Raw genomic sequence first — 14,962 nt, forward strand, 5'->3', positions numbered from 1 at the left:
CGAGTCCCCTTTGGTGGTGGCCATCAGACCTTGACCTTGAAACCGTCGGCATACGCCGCCGGATTGCTGCCGTCCCAGACCACACCATCGATCAGCTTGGACGTACGCGTTTCGCTGGCGGGCAGTGCAACGCCCGCGGCCTGCGCGGCCTGCTTGTAGACGTCGACGCGATTGATCTGGGTGGCGATCGCCTGGTAATCGGGATGCTCTTTCAGCAAGCCCCAGCGCTTGTGCTGCGTCAGGAACCACATGCCGTCGCTCAGGTACGGAAAATTGGCGGCGCCGTCCGCATAGAAGCGCATGGCGTGCGCGTCCGACCACTTCTTGCCCAAGCCATCGTCGTACTGCCCCAGCATGCGGTCCACGATGACGCCCGCATCCGTGTTGACGTAGGACTTGGCGGCGATGGTCTCGGCCGTCTTGCGGCGGTTCTCGGGCGACGCGTCGATCCACTTGCCGGCTTCCAGGATCGCGGCGGTGACCGCACGCGCGGTATTGGGATTGCGGTTCACGAAGTCGGCGCTGGCGCCCAGTACCTTTTCGGGGTGGTCGGTCCAGATGCCCTGCGACGTCACCGTGGTGAAGCCGATCTTGTCCATGATGGCGCGCGCCCCCCAGGGCTCGCCCACGCAGTAGCCGTCCATGTTGCCCACCCGCATGTTCGCCACCATCTGGGGCGGCGGCACGGTGATCACCTTGGCGTCCTTCATGGGATTGATGCCATGCGCGGCCAGCCAGTAATACAGCCACATCGCGTGCGTGCCCGTCGGAAAGGTCTGCGCGAAGGTGTATTCACGCTTGTCGGCCGCCATCAGCTTGGCCAGCGATTCGCCGTCGCGCGCGCCCGCTTCCAGCAGCTTGTTCGATAGCGTGATCGCCTGACCGTTCTGGTTCAGGCTCATCAGCACGGCCATGTCCTTCTTCGGCCCGCCGATGCCCATGTGCACGCCGTAGACCAGGCCGTACAGCACGTGCGCCATGTCCAGTTCGCCGTTCATGAGCTTGTCGCGCACGGCGGCCCAAGATGCTTCCTTCGACGGCGTGATCTTGACCCCGTACTTCTTGTCGATGCCCAGCACCGACGCCATCACCACCGAGGCGCAGTCGGTCAGCGGAATGAAGCCGATCTTGACCTCGGTCTTTTCCGGCGCGTCTGTCCCGGCGGCCCATGCGCCGGCGCGCACCAGCGGATCGACCAGCGAAAGCAGGCCGGCGCCGGCTACCGCGCGCGCCGTTCCGCCCAGCCATTTGCGGCGGCTGGCGTTGGCGGTCGCGTCGGCGGGCGCGGTGACGGTCGAGGAACTGCGGGTCATGAGCGTCATGGAGGGTTCCTTGCGAGGTGACGGAAAAAATGGCGGCAAAAAAAAACGTCCCGCGCGCCACGGATCTGGATCCGATGGCGCAGCGGAACGTCGTTGTCCCTGGCCGCGTGTCGCGGCGTGTTGCGTCGGGCGACCGCCGTTGGCCGCCCCGTTTTCACTTAAGCAATCGCTGTGCCAGTTTTTCCCGGAAAGATGCCAACCGCCCTGCGGGCCGCGCGGGCGCTGGCGCTGCGGCGATTCCGCGGCGTCAGCGCCGTGCTGCCGTGAATCAGGGGCGGAGCCATATTGGTGCGCACATCGATGCCGCAGCGCACCATCGCTGTGCGGCGCGCGCCCCGCCACCGTGCTCAGGCACCCGCCGCCGCGTGCGGCAACCATGGCATGGAACTTGCATCAGCAAGCAGACAGGGGGTGTTTCATGCTGAAGGTCATGCTGCTCAACGATGGCGAAGGACGCGCGGCGTCGCTGCGGCAAACGCTTGCCGCAGCGGGCGTGCACGTCGTCGCCGAGGTGGCCCCGGGCGCCGACCTGGCCGCCAGCATCGCGCAGTCCGCCGCCGACGTCGTACTGATCGACAGCGACGCCCCCGGCCGTGACACACTGGAGAACATCTGCGTCGCCAGTTCGTACAGCGACCGGCCAGTCGTGATGTTCACCGACAACGACAACCGCGAGACCATCCGCACGGCGCTACGCGCAGGCGTGGCCGCCTATGTGGTGGGCGATGTGCCGGCCGCGCGCATCGAACCGCTGCTGACCGTGGCGATCGAGCGCTTTGCCGTGGAGAAGACCCGTCGCGAGGAACTGCGCGAGGCCCAGCTCCGCCTGGCGGACCGGCAGTGGGTGGAGAAGGCCAAGGGTATCCTGATGAAGACGCGCGCCGTTTCCGAGGAAGACGCGCATCGGCTGCTGCGCGAGCGCGCCATGCAAAGCCAGAAACGGCTGGGCGAAGTCGCCCGCGAAGTCGTCGAAATGAGCCAATGGCTGGGCAGCGCCTGACACGCTGCCAAATAAGTTATGGCTATATGAAATAAAGAAATCAAAAGTTGTGGGGATGAGAACCCGTCCCTATCATCGACCCACATTGAGCCGGGTACGCCCGAGGCTGGCATTCATGAAGCTTTTCCCGATTTTTGCCGATCTGACAGACCGGCTGGTACTCGTTGTTGGCGGCGGCGCCGTCGCCGAACGCAAGACGCTCGCGCTGCTGGAGGCCTGTGCCAATGTGGTCGTGGGCGCGCCCGAACTGACGCCGACCCTGGCGGCCCTTGCGGCCGAGGGCCGTATCCGCCATCTGCCGGGGCCGTTCGACCCCGCCTGGCTGCAGGACGTGTGGCTGGTCGTGGCCGCCACCGACGATCGCGCGGTCAACGCCGCGGTCTCAGAGGCTGCGAAAGCGCGCCGCATATTCACCAACGTCGTGGACGACCCCGAGCTGTCCTCCTTCCAGGTGCCGTCCATCGTCGACCGGTCGCCGGTCATCGTCGCCATTTCGTCGTCGGGCGTGGCCCCCGTGCTGGCCCGCCGCATCCGCGAGCGCATTGAATCGCTGTTCGATCACACGCTGGGCCAGCTTGCCGGCCTGGCGGCCACCTACCGCAAACGCATCCGCGCCAGCCATCCTGACCTGGGCGCGCGCCGCCGCTTTTACGACTGGTTGCTGGATGGCCCGGTCGCGGGATTCCTGCGCCAGCAACAACCGGCGCAGGCCGAGGCCGCGCTGGCCGATGCGCTGGCCTCGCCCATCGCGCCCGCCGAGGGCAGCGTGGTGCTGGTTGGCGCTGGCCCCGGCGACCCCGGTCTTCTGACGCTCAAGGCCCTGCGCGCTCTGAACGAGGCCGACGTCATCCTCTACGACCGCCTGGTCAGCGACGAGGTCATGTCGCTTGCCCGGCGCGACGCCGAACGCGTGTCGGTGGGCAAGCTGCCCGGCGAAAACCATCACGCGACGCAGGCGCGCATCCATGCGCTGCTGGTCGAACACGCGCACGCCGGCCGCCGCGTGGTGCGGCTAAAAGGTGGCGATGCATTCATTTTTGGCCGCGGCGGCGAGGAACTGGAATTTCTGCGCGCGCACGGCGTGCGCTACGAAGTGGTGCCGGGCATTACGGCGGCGCTGGCCTGTGCCGCCTACGCCGGCATTCCGCTGACGCACCGTGAGCACGCGCAATCGGTGCGCCTGATCACCGCGCATTGCCGCGAAGATGAAGACAACCTGGATTGGCCCGCGCTGGCACGCGAAAAACAGACGTTGGCGTTCTATATGGGTGTGGGCCAGCTTGAATTGCTGACCCAGCGCCTCTTGCGCCATGGCCGTTCGCCCGAGACGCCGTTCGCGCTCATCGAAAACGGCAGCCGGCCCGAACAGCGTGTGGTGTCGGGTCCGCTGGCGCAACTGCCGGAACTGGCACGGGAACATGCCGTCCGGTCCCCCGCCCTGCTGATCGTGGGCGAGGTCGCCGGCTTGGCGCCGCAGTTGCATTGGTTCGGCCAGCACCTGGGACAGCCGGCGGTTACGGCGTGAAAACCTGACCTGCTGACCGCGCGCGGTCCTGGGCCGCTGTGCGGTCGGGTTCCGGCCGATCCCGGGAAGGGAACCGGCCGCAACGCGTCTTCAGCCCTTTTGCTTTCAGCCCTTTTGCTGCGTGCCGAAGATGCGGTCGCCCGCGTCGCCCAGGCCCGGCATGATGTAGCCGTGCTCGTTCAGGCCGTCGTCGATGGACGCGGTGTAGATGTGCACGTCCGGGTGCTTGGCCAGCACGGCGTCGATGCCCACCGGCGCGGCCACCAGCACCAGCGCGCGGATTTCCTTGCAGCCGGCGCGCTTGAGCAGGTCGATGGCGGCGACCATCGAGCCGCCCGTCGCCAGCATGGGGTCAACGATCAGCGCCAGGCGCTGGTCCAGTTCGCCGACCAGGCGTTCCAGATACGTGTGGGCTTCCAGCGTCTCTTCGTTGCGGGCCACGCCCACAACGCTGACCTTGGCGCCCGGAATCAGGCTCAGCACGCCGTCCAGCATGCCGATGCCGGCGCGCAGGATCGGCACCACGGTGACTTTCTTGCCGGCGATCTTCTCGACCTCGACCTGGCCACACCAGCCCTCGACGGTGGCGGGCGCCAGCGGCAGGTCCTTGGACGCTTCATACGTCAGCAACGCGCCCACTTCCTGCGACAGTTCACGGAAGCTCTTGGTACTGAGGTCGGCGCGCCGCATGATCCCGAGCTTGTGGCGGATCAGCGGATGGCGGATTTCGTGCACGGGCATGTGCGTAACTCTCCAGAGTATTTGTTGGTCAGAATTCTTTTGGCCTCAGGCGGCCGAGGCGCGGCGCGCTTGCCTTTCGCCGTCGCGGCCATACGGGAGGATCGTAAACGTTTTAAGCCCGCCCCGCCGCCGGGCCGCCCCAAGGCGGGGCAGCCCCCTTGGGGGGCAGCTAGCGCACAGCGTGCGCGCGGCGTGGGGGCCCATCCTTCGGGCCGCCCCAAGGCGGGGCAGCCCCCTCGGGGGGCAGCTAGCGCACAACGTGCGCGCGGCGTGGGGGCCTACATTCATTGTTCGGCGAGCCAGGAGATCAAGGCGTCGTCGAAGGCTCGGACCGCGCCAGCCTGTTCATGGTTGACGATGCTGACGACCACATAGCGCTTGCCGCTCGCCCCCAGCACGTAGCCGGCGATCGAACGCACGTCGCGCAGCGAGCCGGTCTTCAGATGCGCCATGCCGAGCGTGCCGTTGCCCTTCAGGCGGCGACGCACCGTTCCGTCCACGCCGGCGATCGCAAAGGACGAAATGTATTCCGGCATCACCGGCGAATTCCAGGCCACGGTCAGCATCGACGCCAGACTGTCCGCGGACACCCGGGCCTCGCGCGACAGGCCGGCGCCGTTGTCGATGACCAGCTCCGGCATGTCCAGCCCCTGCTTGGCCAGGAGTTGCTTGGCAACCTCTTCGCTGCTGGCCACGGTGGCCGGCCGGCGGCCGCGCTCGGCGCCCAGCGTCAGCAGCAGGGTGCGCGCCATGACGTTGTTGCTGCGCTTGTTGATCTGGCGGATGGCCTCGGCCAGCGTCGGCGAATCATGCGAGGCCAGCACCACCGCGTCCGCCGGCACCATGCCGGACCGGACCTGTCCCTTGAACGTGCCGCCCAGTTCCTTCCAGAGCATGCGGAAGACCTCGGTGGCGTACTCGGGCTGGGACAGCGCCAGGCGATACAGGCTGAACTCCCCGCACGAACCCGCCACCTTGCCGTTGACGCGGATGGTCACGCCCTGCTGGGTAATGACGGGATCGGTCGTGACCACCGGCGGACCCGGGCAGCGGATGTCGCTCCACTCCACCTGGCCTTCGATCTTCAGGCCGGGGAGCGGCGGGTCGATCAGCGGCACCCACTTATTGGCGACCGGGTCCGGCGTGAACAGGAGCCGCAGCGCGCCAAAGCCCACCATCAGCGCGTCAGGACTGGCGTTGTAGGCCCGGTCGGGCGCGCCATCGAACGCGCCGGGGTCGATCGACACCTGGCCGAAGATGCTGCGGTCGATCACCAGGTCATTGATCTGCTTGACGCCGCGCAGCCGCAGCTCGCGCAGCAGTGTCCATAGATCCTGCATGAGGAATTGCGGATCGCCCCCGGCGCGCAGGTACAGCGGACCGGTCAGCACGCCCTTGGCGTCGGGGCGCGAGCCGGGCGCCGTCATGAATTCGGTGCGCCAGACGTAATTGGGCCCCAGTTCGGACAGCGCCGCCCAGGTCGTGACCAGTTTCATCACGGACGCGGGATTGCGGCCCTCCTTGGCGTTCAGCGCCACCAGCCGCGGGCCGCCCACCTCCTGCACCACCAGCGACAGCGAACTGTCTGGCAGCTTGCTGGCTTTCCAGGCCTTCACCACGTCGGGCGGCAACCCGGGAACCTGCGCAAAGGCAGCGCACGCGGCCAAGGCCAGGACACCGCCGGCCAGCCACTGCTTCAGTCCGCCCACCCGCCTGATCACTTGTCCCGTCATGCCTCGCCCACCTGGTTGCTCGTCCAGCAAAACCGAGAGCATACAAAACCTGGAACAGTTACGGGCGGCGCGGGGCGGCCCTCGGGGCCTTTTGGCGGCGTATTTATCTGCGCGGGACGCCGATCCGCCCCTATTAACCGTCCCCTTTACAATATGCGGTTGCCCCAAGCCCGCCCAACCGGCATGGCTCGTCATTTGCAGGGCCGATCCCATTGCTCCAGATACCCGCGTGACCCAGTCCTTCACCGTTTCCGATTTCGACTACGAACTGCCGCCCGAGCTCATTGCGCAGACGCCGGCCGCCGAGCGCACGGGCAGCCGCCTGCTGCACCTGGACGCCGCCAGCCAGCTGCATGACCGCCAGTTCGCCGACCTGACCTCCCTCTTGCGGCCCAACGATCTGCTGGTGTTCAACGACACCCGCGTCATCAAGGCGCGTCTGCCGGGCCACAAGATCACCGGCGGCAAGATCGAGGTGCTGGTCGAACGCATCACCGAACCCGACCGCGTCCTGGCGCACGTGCGCGCCAGCAAGTCGCCCGGCCCGGGCATGGTGCTGCGCCTGGCCGACGCCTTCGAGGCCACGGTGCTGGGCCGCGAAGGCGAACTCTTCGACATCCGCTTCCCCGGCCCCGTGCTCGACCTGCTGGACGCCCACGGCGCGACGCCGCTGCCGCCGTACATCACGCACGCCGCGGACGCGGGCGACGACGACCGCTACCAGACCGTCTACGCGCGCGAACCCGGCGCCGTCGCCGCCCCCACGGCCGGCCTGCATTTCGACCAGCCCACGCTGGAGCGCCTGGAGGGCCTGGGCGTGGCCCGCGCCTTCGTCACCCTGCACGTGGGCGCCGGCACCTTCCAGCCCGTGCGCGTGGACAACCTGGCCGACCACGTCATGCACGCCGAATGGTTCACCGTTCCCCAGGCCACCGTGGACGCGATTGCCGCGGCCCGGGCCAAGGGCGGACGCGTGATCGCTGTCGGGACCACCAGCGTGCGCGCGCTGGAATCGGCCGCCGCGCAGACCGAGGGCCGCACCGCCCCCGGCGTCCCGCTGGCCCCCGCCCAGGGCGACACGCGTCTGTTCATCACCCCCGGTTACCAGTACCGGGTAGTGGACGCGCTGGTCACCAACTTCCATCTGCCCCAGTCGACCCTGCTGATGCTGGTGTCGGCGCTGGCCGGCGTCGAGCCCATCCGCCGCGCCTACACCCACGCCGTCGCCGCGCGCTACCGCTTCTTCAGCTACGGCGACGCCATGTTCATCGAAACCCCTGCCTCATGACCGGACTCAACTTCGAACTGCTCGCCACCGACGGCGGCGCCCGCCGCGGCCGCATCACGCTGAACCACGGCGTGGTCGAGACCCCCATCTTCATGCCGGTGGGCACCTACGGCAGCGTCAAGGCGATGATGCCGCACGAGCTCAAGGAAGTCGGCTCGCAGATCGTGCTGGGCAACACCTTCCACCTGTGGCTGCGCCCCGGCACGGAAATCATGGAAAAGCATGGCGGCCTGCACGGCTTCATGCAGTGGGACAAGCCCATCCTGACCGACTCCGGCGGCTTCCAGGTGTTCAGTCTGCAGGGCATGCGCAAGATCACCGAGGAAGGCGTGAAGTTCGCCTCGCCCATCGACGGCGCGCGCCTGTTCCTCACGCCCGAGGAATCGATGCGCATCCAGCGCTCGCTCAATTCCGACATCGTCATGGTGTTCGACGAGTGCACGCCCTATGAAATCGACGGCCGTCCCGCCACCGTCGAGGAAGCCGCGCGCTCCATGCGCATGTCGCTGCGCTGGGCGCGGCGCTCCCGCGACGAATTCGACCGCCTGGGCAACCCGAACGCGCTGTTTGGGATCGTGCAGGGCGGCATGTATGAGTCGCTGCGCGACGAGTCCCTGGCCGGACTGCAGGACATCGGCTTTCATGGTTACGCGATCGGCGGCCTGTCGGTGGGAGAGCCCAAGGAAGACATGATGCGCATCCTGGCGCACGTGACGCCCAAGCTGCCCGTCCAGGCTCCGCGCTACCTGATGGGCGTGGGCACTCCCGAAGACCTGGTCGAGGGCGTGAGCCGCGGCGTCGACATGTTCGACTGCGTCATGCCCACCCGCAACGCTCGCAACGGCTGGCTGTTCACGCGCTTTGGCGACGTGAAGATCCGCAACGCCAAGTACCGCGACGACACCCGCCCGCTGGACCCGAGCTGCAGCTGCCACACCTGCGGCAATTTCTCGCGCGCTTACCTGCACCACCTGCAGCGCGCCAACGAAATCACCGGCGCGCGCCTGAACACGCTGCACAACCTGCACTTCTATCTGACTATCATGCAAGAAATGCGCGAGGCCATTGCGGAAGGCCGCTTTGACGCCTGGCGCGCCCAGTTCGCCGCGGACCGCGCCCGCGGCATCGAGTAGCCGGTTAAAAAAGCCCCGCCAGGGGCTTTTACCGGCAGGTTTCGCCCCCATTTGTCCGGGCAGGTCGGCGCTGCAAGCGGAAGCCGCCTTGACGCCCGGGATGACATCCTGGTTAAAGGCGGGCGATAACCTCTATACAATAGTCGGCTTGCCCTATCCATGGCTCGCGCGGGGATGGGCGCATTAAAAACATAGCGATAAACCCAAACAGACTCAAACGCAGGAGAATTCAATGTCCGTTATCGATACCGCCAGCCTCGTCGTGGCCCAGGCCGCCGCCCCCGAAGGCAATGCGCTGATGGGCATGCTGCCCATCATCCTGATGTTCGTGATCCTCTATTTCCTGATGATCCGTCCGCAGATGAAGCGCCAGAAGGAACACCGCAACCTGATCGCGGCCCTCGCCAAGGGTGACGAAGTCGTCACCGCCGGCGGCCTGCTCGGCAAGGTCACCAAGGTCAACGACAGCTACGTCACCGTCGAAGTCTCCGAACTGGCCGACAAGCCCGTCGAAGTCATCATGCAGAAGTCGTCGGTCTCGACCGTTCTGCCCAAGGGAACCATCAAGGCCCTGTAAGCGTCCCAGAAGAGCCCCAACGGGGCTCTTGTCCTTGAAGGCGCCTACCGCCGCCCGCCGCGCTCACCCGCTCGGGCGGCCCTTTCATCTCTTTAAATGAAGTAGCCGGCAATGAACCGCTATCCCCTCTGGAAGTACATTACGGTCCTGGTCGCGGTCCTCATTGGCCTGCTGTACACGCTTCCCAATTTCTACGGCGAATCCCCCGCCGTACAGGTGTCCAGCGCCAAAGCCACGGTCAAGGTCGACACCGCCGTGCTGGCCCGCGTGGAACAGATCCTGGCCGACGCCAAGATCCCCAACGAAGGCGCCTATTTCGAATTGAACGGCACGCTCGGCACCGTGCGCGCCCGCTTCCCGTCGACCGACGTGCAGCTGCAGGCCCGCGACCTGATCGAAAAATCGCTCAATACCGTTCCCGGCGACCCGCAATACACCGTGGCGCTGAACCTGCTGCCGGCCTCGCCGCCCTGGATGCGCGCGCTGGGCTGGTTCGCGCCCAAGCCCATGTACCTGGGTCTGGACCTGCGCGGCGGCGTGCACTTCCTGCTGCAGGTCGACATGCAGGGCGCCCTGACCGCCCGCTACGACTCGTTGTCCGCCGACGTGCGCTCGGTGCTGCGCGACCAGAAGATTCCTGTGGCCGGCGTTGAACGCTCCGGCCAGAGCATCGCCGCCACCTTCGCCAACACCGACGACCGCGACCGCGCCATCTCGACGCTGCGCTCGCGCCTGCCGGACCTGGAGTTCACCGAACGCGAAGAAGGCGGCAAGCAATTGCTGCTGGCCTCCCTGGACCCGGCCGCCGTCACCCGCGTGCAGGATTCCGCGCTCAAGCAGAACATCAACACGCTGCACAACCGCATCAACGAACTGGGCGTGGCCGAACCGGTCATCCAGCAACAGGGTTCGGACCGCATCGTGGTGCAACTGCCTGGCGTGCAGGACGTGGCCAAGGCCAAGGAACTGCTGGGCCGCACCGCCACGCTCGAAATCCGCATGGTCGACGACTCCCCCGCCGCGCAGGCCGCGCTGCTGGGTGGCAGCGTCCCGTTCGGTCTCGAGCGCTACAACGACCGCGACGGCCGTCCCATCCTGGTCCGCCGCCAGGTCATCCTGACCGGCGAAAACCTGCAGGACGCCCAGCCCGGCCGCGATTCGCAGACCCAGCAGGCCGCCGTCCACCTGACGCTGGATTCCAAGGGCGCCCGCATCTTCCGCGACGTCACCCGCGACAACATCAACAAGCGCATGGCCATCCTGCTGTTTGAAAACGGCAAGGGCGAAGTGGTCACCGCGCCTGTCATCCGCGGCGAAATCGCGGGCGGCCAAGTGCAGATCTCGGGCAGCATGTCGTCCGAAGAAGCCGCCGACACCGCACTGCTGCTGCGCGCCGGCGCGCTGGCCGCTCCGATGTCCATCATCGAGGAACGCACCATCGGCCCGAGCCTGGGCGCCGACAACATCTCGAAGGGCTTCTACTCGACGCTGTACGGGTTCCTGGCCATCGCCGCGTTCATCATCATCTACTACCACCTGTTCGGCGTGTTCTCCACGATCGGCCTGACCTTCAACGTGCTGCTGCTGCTGGCCTTGCTGTCCATGCTGCAGGCGACGCTGACGCTGCCCGGTATCGCGGCTATCGCACTGACGCTGGGCATGGCCATTGACTCGAACGTGCTGATCAACGAGCGCATACGGGAAGAGCTGCGCGCGGGGGCCACACCCCAGCAGGCCATCCATCACGGCTTCGAACGCGCGTGGGGCACCATCCTCGACTCGAACCTGACCACGCTGATCGTGGGCCTGGCGCTGCTGGCGTTCGGTTCGGGCCCGATCCGGGGCTTCGCGGTGGTTCACTGCCTGGGCATCCTGACCTCGATGTTCTCGTCTGTCGTGGGCGTGCGCGCGCTGGCCAACCTGTACTACGGCCGCAAGAAGAAGCTCACCTCGATCTCCATCGGCGAAGTCTGGAAGCCGAAGGCAAACTGAAAATAGGGCGGACGGCCCGGGCCGTCCGCCACAGAAAAGAACCGAAGGCGAAAAATGGAATTTTTCCGGATTCACCGCACCATCCCGTTCATGCGCCATGCGCTGGTGCTGAACATCATCAGTCTCGTCACCTTCCTGCTGGCGGTCTTCTTCATCGTCACGCGCGGCTTTCACCTGTCGATCGAGTTCACCGGCGGCACGGTCATGGAAGTCAACTACGCCCAGACCGCACAGCTTGAAAACGTGCGCGGCGTGGTGTCCAAGCTGGGCTACACCGACTTCCAGGTCCAGAACTTCGGCACCTCGCACGACGTCATGATCCGCCTGCCCCTGCAGGAAGGCCAGACGTCCGCCACGCAGAGCGAGACCGTCATGGCCGCACTGAAGGCCGCCGACTCGGGCGTGGAACTGCGCCGCGTCGAGTTCGTGGGCCCGCAGGTCGGGCAAGAACTGCTGCACAACGGCCTGATGGCCCTGCTGGTCGTCGTGATCGGCATCATGATCTATCTCGGCTTCCGCTTCGAATGGAAGTTCGCGGTCGCCGGCGTCATCGCCAACCTGCACGACGTGGTCATCATCCTGGGCTTCTTTGCGTTCTTCCAGTGGGAGTTCTCGCTGGCGGTGCTGGCCGGCGTGCTGGCCGTGCTGGGTTACTCCGTGAATGAATCCGTGGTCATCATGGACCGGATCCGTGAAAACTTCCGCAAGTACCGCAAGGCGGACGTGCACGAAGTCATCAACAGCGCCATCACCCAGACCATCTCGCGGACCATCATCACCCACGGTTCGACCCAGATGATGGTGCTGGCCATGCTGTTCTTCGGCGGCCCCACCCTGCACTACTTCGCCATGGCCCTGACCATCGGCATCTGGTTCGGCATCTACTCGTCGGTGTTCGTCGCCGCCGCGCTGGCCATGTGGATGGGCGTCAAGCGCGAAGACCTGGTCAAGCCGGTCAAGAAGGAAGGCGAGGAAGGCGAAGTCGCCTGATTGCCAGCCTGCTGACATGCAAAACCCGTCGCTTGCGACGGGTTTTTCTTTTTGGGTGCGGCAATTTGCGGTTCGCACGAATAGCCTGCTTCAGTGACCCCGGTTAGTTTGTCCGATTCCCCGCAAGAGCGGTTGATATATATATCCGAACAGGTATATTCATGTGGACGAACAAACCCAAGCTGCTTTTCTGGGAGGGATCTTCCAGAAAGGATTTCAAGACATTCCCGGTGCCCGTGCAAAAGCGCATGGGGATGTCGCTGTACACCCTGCAATGCGGCCGTTGGCCTGATGCCGCAAAGGCCATGAAAGGACTGGGGTCCGGCGTGTATGAACTGGTCGACACTGAGCGAGGCAATGCTTACCGCACCGCTTATGCAATGAAAATCGACACAGCAATCCATGTCCTTCACGCATTCCAGAAAAAATCCAGATCCGGCATCAGCACACCGCAAAGCGACCTCGATCTCATTTCACGCCGGCTCAAGCGGGCAATTGCTCGCCAAAACCTGGCCCGGAGCGCTCCATGACACGTCACCACAATTCCGGCACGCAAAACGTGCTCTACGACCTCGGCTTTGAAGACGCGGCGGAGCTCACCGCCAAGGTCCAATTGGCCATCCGATTCAACGACTTGATCGACGAACGCGGCTTGAACCAGCGGGAGGTCGCCGTGCTAACAGGGATGACGCAGCCCAAGGTGTCTCAGATTCGGAGGTACAAGCTTCAGAACATCTCTCTGGAACGGGTCATGCAGGCGCTGGTTGCGCTGGACCAGCGCGTCGAAATCCGGGTGCGCAAGGCACGTCGGCCAGAGGCGGCCGGCATCTCCGTCGCTGCGTGACGTTCGCGCTTATCAGATCGATTTCTCCGCGACCCACGCGTACAGACGCGCGCGCATTCGTTACCATGCCCCTCATGAAACTCTCCATCGACCACCTCGTCATCGCCGCCGCGGACCTCGCCAGCGGCACCGAATATGTTGCCGGCCTGCTCGGCATCACGCCGCAGGGCGGCGGGGCGCATCCGCGCATGGGCACCCATAACCGGGTGCTGGGCATGGCGGACGGCGTGTACCTGGAAGTCATTGCCATCGATCCCGATGCGCCGGCGCCTGATCGCCCCCGCTGGTTCGGGCTGGACCAGGGCGACGTGCGCGCACGCATCGAACAAGGGCCATTCCTGGCCCATTGGGCCGCGCGCGTGGAGGCGCCGCTGGACCTGACGCGCATGCAGGCCGAACACCCCAACCGGCTGCCACCCGCCATCGCCATGACGCGCGGCGACCTGCGCTGGCGCCTGACCGTGCCGGATGACGGCAGCCTGCCGGCGTGGCGCGAAGCCGGTTACGAGGCCGGCGAAGGCCTGCTGCCGACGCTGATCCAATGGGACGTGGAAAACACGCCGGGTGCGACGTTGCCGCGCCAGCCGCTGCGGCTGCTGCGTCTGACCGGCTGCCACCCCCGCGCCTCGCTGCTGCGCCAGGGGCTCGCCTGGATGGGTGCGGATAGCCTGATCGACGTCGAGCAGGCCGATGGCCCGCCCCGCCTGCGCGCGCAGATCGAAACGCCGTCCGGAATCAAGCTGCTGACGTGACGCCTGCGGTGTAGCCGTGACCTGACGCGCGTTGGGTGCTTCCGGGGCCGGACGCCTTGGTTGCATCCACAGCCTGCCGCCCTGGAGTATCCGTCCCTGTACGCCATGCCTCGCGACGACGCCTTTCAACGAACGAAAAAAAACCGCGGGATGATCTGCCTCCCGCGGTCTTCTCTGGCGTCCAGGTGATGCCTTAGCCTTTCTTCCACCAGCGCCACGGCGCGCGCAGCGGCCATTGATACTTGCTGCACAGCACGCGGGGGGCCAGATAGTGCCCGACCAGCACGGCGATGCCGGCAGCCGTCATGACGTCCGACAGGTAGTGATCCAGGTTCACCAGCCGGCTGATCGCCACCAGCGCCGCCAGCAGCAGGAACACCCAGCGCCAACGCGGCGCCAGAATGCCCAACACCACCGCCACGGAGAAGGCCGCGTAGGTGTGGCTGGACGGAAAGGAATTGAACTGCTGAGCGCGAGAAAACGATTCGCCCAGCCCGTAGATGCCTTGCTCGAAGAACAACTCCGGCCGCGCCCGGGCCACGGTGCGTTTGAGCACCAGCACCACCAGCCCGCCGACCGCCATGGTCGACAGCATCAGCAAGCTGCCGCGCGCCATGGCGGCATAGCTGACACGCAGCGGATTGCGCCATCCGCGCGCCAGGCCCACCAGGCCGGTCACGTAGAACGCCAGCGCCATGACGATGTAATGGCCGCTTTCGCCCAGCTCGCCCACCCATTCAAAGGACTGGTCGACGCCTTCCGACACCGATTTCTGGATCCAGATGGCCAGCGGCAGGTCGACCCACAGCGCGCACGCCGCGGCGGCTAGCGCCAGCGCGCACGCCAGCAGCGCCCACACGGACGCGGGGTACGGATTTCGGTATTCGTCCTGGACTGCGGAACCGGTCCCGCCAGCGAGGGACGGAGCGGCTGCCGGAGGCGTAAGGCGATTGGAATTCATCGGTGCCGCTCGGGAGAAAAAAGGGATTTTACCGGCGCCTGCGGGCGCGCGGACCGCTATCGTAACGGCCAACGCGCGCGCGTCCAAGAAACAATTCTTGGGCA

Annotated in this window: 14 protein-coding genes; 10 read left to right on the forward strand and 4 right to left on the reverse strand. The window is 66.0% G+C overall.

Annotation, left to right across the window (positions count from 1 at the left end; all coding sequences use genetic code 11):
* Positions 1 to 23: 23 nt before the first annotated feature.
* Positions 24 to 1,322: a CmpA/NrtA family ABC transporter substrate-binding protein gene (locus MHZ91_RS05485; protein ID WP_239212833.1), complete on the reverse strand. Its 1,299-nt coding sequence runs from the start codon at positions 1,320 to 1,322 to the stop codon at positions 24 to 26.
* Positions 1,323 to 1,740: 418 nt separating this feature from the next.
* Here MHZ91_RS05485 and MHZ91_RS05490 point away from each other — a divergent pair, with 418 nt between their 5' ends.
* Entirely contained in the window at positions 1,741 to 2,322 is a 582-nt protein-coding gene (locus MHZ91_RS05490) for an ANTAR domain-containing response regulator (RefSeq protein WP_175124541.1), read from the forward strand.
* A 115-nt stretch (positions 2,323 to 2,437) separates the two neighbouring features.
* Positions 2,438 to 3,847, forward strand: a complete 1,410-nt coding sequence (gene cysG / locus MHZ91_RS05495) for a siroheme synthase CysG (RefSeq protein WP_239212834.1) — start codon at positions 2,438 to 2,440, stop codon at positions 3,845 to 3,847.
* A gap of 105 nt (positions 3,848 to 3,952) precedes the next feature.
* On the opposite strand, the gene upp is transcribed toward cysG, so the two are convergent.
* Complete coding sequence (gene upp / locus MHZ91_RS05500) at positions 3,953 to 4,588, reverse strand: uracil phosphoribosyltransferase (protein WP_175124539.1); 636 nt, start codon at positions 4,586 to 4,588, stop codon at positions 3,953 to 3,955.
* 284 nt (positions 4,589 to 4,872) lie between these two features.
* A complete protein-coding gene (gene dacB, locus MHZ91_RS05505; protein ID WP_175124538.1) occupies positions 4,873 to 6,321 on the reverse strand; it encodes a D-alanyl-D-alanine carboxypeptidase/D-alanyl-D-alanine-endopeptidase in 1,449 nt (482 codons plus the stop codon).
* Positions 6,322 to 6,550: 229 nt separating this feature from the next.
* On the opposite strand from dacB, the gene queA reads away from it, so the two are divergent.
* The 8 genes from queA (at position 6,551) to MHZ91_RS05545 (ending at position 13,897) form a co-directional block, all read left to right on the forward strand.
* Complete coding sequence (queA, locus tag MHZ91_RS05510) at positions 6,551 to 7,609, forward strand: tRNA preQ1(34) S-adenosylmethionine ribosyltransferase-isomerase QueA (protein WP_239212836.1); 1,059 nt, start codon at positions 6,551 to 6,553, stop codon at positions 7,607 to 7,609.
* On the forward strand, positions 7,606 to 8,742 hold the full coding sequence (tgt, locus tag MHZ91_RS05515; RefSeq protein ID WP_175186220.1) for a tRNA guanosine(34) transglycosylase Tgt: 1,137 nt from the start codon (positions 7,606 to 7,608) through the stop codon (positions 8,740 to 8,742). Before queA ends, tgt begins: the two co-directional genes overlap by 4 nt.
* Before the next feature lie 232 nt (positions 8,743 to 8,974).
* Positions 8,975 to 9,319 (forward strand): preprotein translocase subunit YajC, encoded by a 345-nt coding sequence (yajC, locus tag MHZ91_RS05520; RefSeq protein WP_042794815.1) that lies wholly within the window; start codon positions 8,975 to 8,977, stop codon positions 9,317 to 9,319.
* Positions 9,320 to 9,430: 111 nt separating this feature from the next.
* Positions 9,431 to 11,311, forward strand: coding sequence for a protein translocase subunit SecD (gene secD / locus MHZ91_RS05525; protein WP_239212838.1), 1,881 nt, complete (start codon positions 9,431 to 9,433; stop codon positions 11,309 to 11,311).
* Positions 11,312 to 11,365: 54 nt separating this feature from the next.
* On the forward strand, positions 11,366 to 12,301 hold the full coding sequence (secF, locus tag MHZ91_RS05530) for a protein translocase subunit SecF (protein ID WP_175124534.1): 936 nt from the start codon (positions 11,366 to 11,368) through the stop codon (positions 12,299 to 12,301).
* A gap of 161 nt (positions 12,302 to 12,462) precedes the next feature.
* The gene (locus MHZ91_RS05535) at positions 12,463 to 12,831 is read left to right on the forward strand and encodes a type II toxin-antitoxin system RelE/ParE family toxin (RefSeq protein WP_239212840.1); all 369 of its coding nucleotides are present in this window, start codon (positions 12,463 to 12,465) and stop codon (positions 12,829 to 12,831) included.
* Positions 12,828 to 13,145, forward strand: coding sequence for a helix-turn-helix domain-containing protein (locus MHZ91_RS05540; RefSeq protein ID WP_239212842.1), 318 nt, complete (start codon positions 12,828 to 12,830; stop codon positions 13,143 to 13,145). The genes MHZ91_RS05535 and MHZ91_RS05540 overlap by 4 nt, the downstream gene beginning before the upstream one ends.
* 74 nt (positions 13,146 to 13,219) lie before the next feature.
* A complete protein-coding gene (locus tag MHZ91_RS05545; RefSeq protein ID WP_239213004.1) occupies positions 13,220 to 13,897 on the forward strand; it encodes a VOC family protein in 678 nt (225 codons plus the stop codon).
* A gap of 193 nt (positions 13,898 to 14,090) precedes the next feature.
* On the opposite strand, the gene MHZ91_RS05550 is transcribed toward MHZ91_RS05545, so the two are convergent.
* Positions 14,091 to 14,858 (reverse strand): phosphatase PAP2 family protein, encoded by a 768-nt coding sequence (locus tag MHZ91_RS05550; RefSeq protein WP_239212844.1) that lies wholly within the window; start codon positions 14,856 to 14,858, stop codon positions 14,091 to 14,093.
* Positions 14,859 to 14,962: the final 104 nt, after the last annotated feature.

It is taken from the genome of Achromobacter sp. ACRQX (genome assembly GCF_022346505.1).
In the GTDB taxonomy this organism is placed as follows: Bacteria; Pseudomonadota; Gammaproteobacteria; order Burkholderiales; family Burkholderiaceae_B; genus Achromobacter; species Achromobacter animicus.

Excerpts from the sequence above, each read along its gene's own strand:
- MHZ91_RS05485 (WP_239212833.1), bottom strand. The coding sequence starts at position 1,322 with ATGACGCTCATGACCCGCAGTTCCTCGACCGTCACCGCGCCCGCCGAC.
- MHZ91_RS05490 (WP_175124541.1), top strand. The coding sequence starts at position 1,741 with ATGCTGAAGGTCATGCTGCTCAACGATGGCGAAGGACGCGCGGCGTCG.
- cysG (WP_239212834.1), top strand. The coding sequence starts at position 2,438 with ATGAAGCTTTTCCCGATTTTTGCCGATCTGACAGACCGGCTGGTACTC.
- upp (WP_175124539.1), bottom strand. The coding sequence starts at position 4,588 with ATGCCCGTGCACGAAATCCGCCATCCGCTGATCCGCCACAAGCTCGGG.
- dacB (WP_175124538.1), bottom strand. The coding sequence starts at position 6,321 with ATGACGGGACAAGTGATCAGGCGGGTGGGCGGACTGAAGCAGTGGCTG.
- tgt (WP_175186220.1), top strand. The coding sequence starts at position 7,606 with ATGACCGGACTCAACTTCGAACTGCTCGCCACCGACGGCGGCGCCCGC.
- yajC (WP_042794815.1), top strand. The coding sequence starts at position 8,975 with ATGTCCGTTATCGATACCGCCAGCCTCGTCGTGGCCCAGGCCGCCGCC.
- secD (WP_239212838.1), top strand. The coding sequence starts at position 9,431 with ATGAACCGCTATCCCCTCTGGAAGTACATTACGGTCCTGGTCGCGGTC.
- secF (WP_175124534.1), top strand. The coding sequence starts at position 11,366 with ATGGAATTTTTCCGGATTCACCGCACCATCCCGTTCATGCGCCATGCG.
- MHZ91_RS05535 (WP_239212840.1), top strand. The coding sequence starts at position 12,463 with ATGTGGACGAACAAACCCAAGCTGCTTTTCTGGGAGGGATCTTCCAGA.
- MHZ91_RS05540 (WP_239212842.1), top strand. The coding sequence starts at position 12,828 with ATGACACGTCACCACAATTCCGGCACGCAAAACGTGCTCTACGACCTC.
- MHZ91_RS05545 (WP_239213004.1), top strand. The coding sequence starts at position 13,220 with ATGAAACTCTCCATCGACCACCTCGTCATCGCCGCCGCGGACCTCGCC.
- MHZ91_RS05550 (WP_239212844.1), bottom strand. The coding sequence starts at position 14,858 with ATGAATTCCAATCGCCTTACGCCTCCGGCAGCCGCTCCGTCCCTCGCT.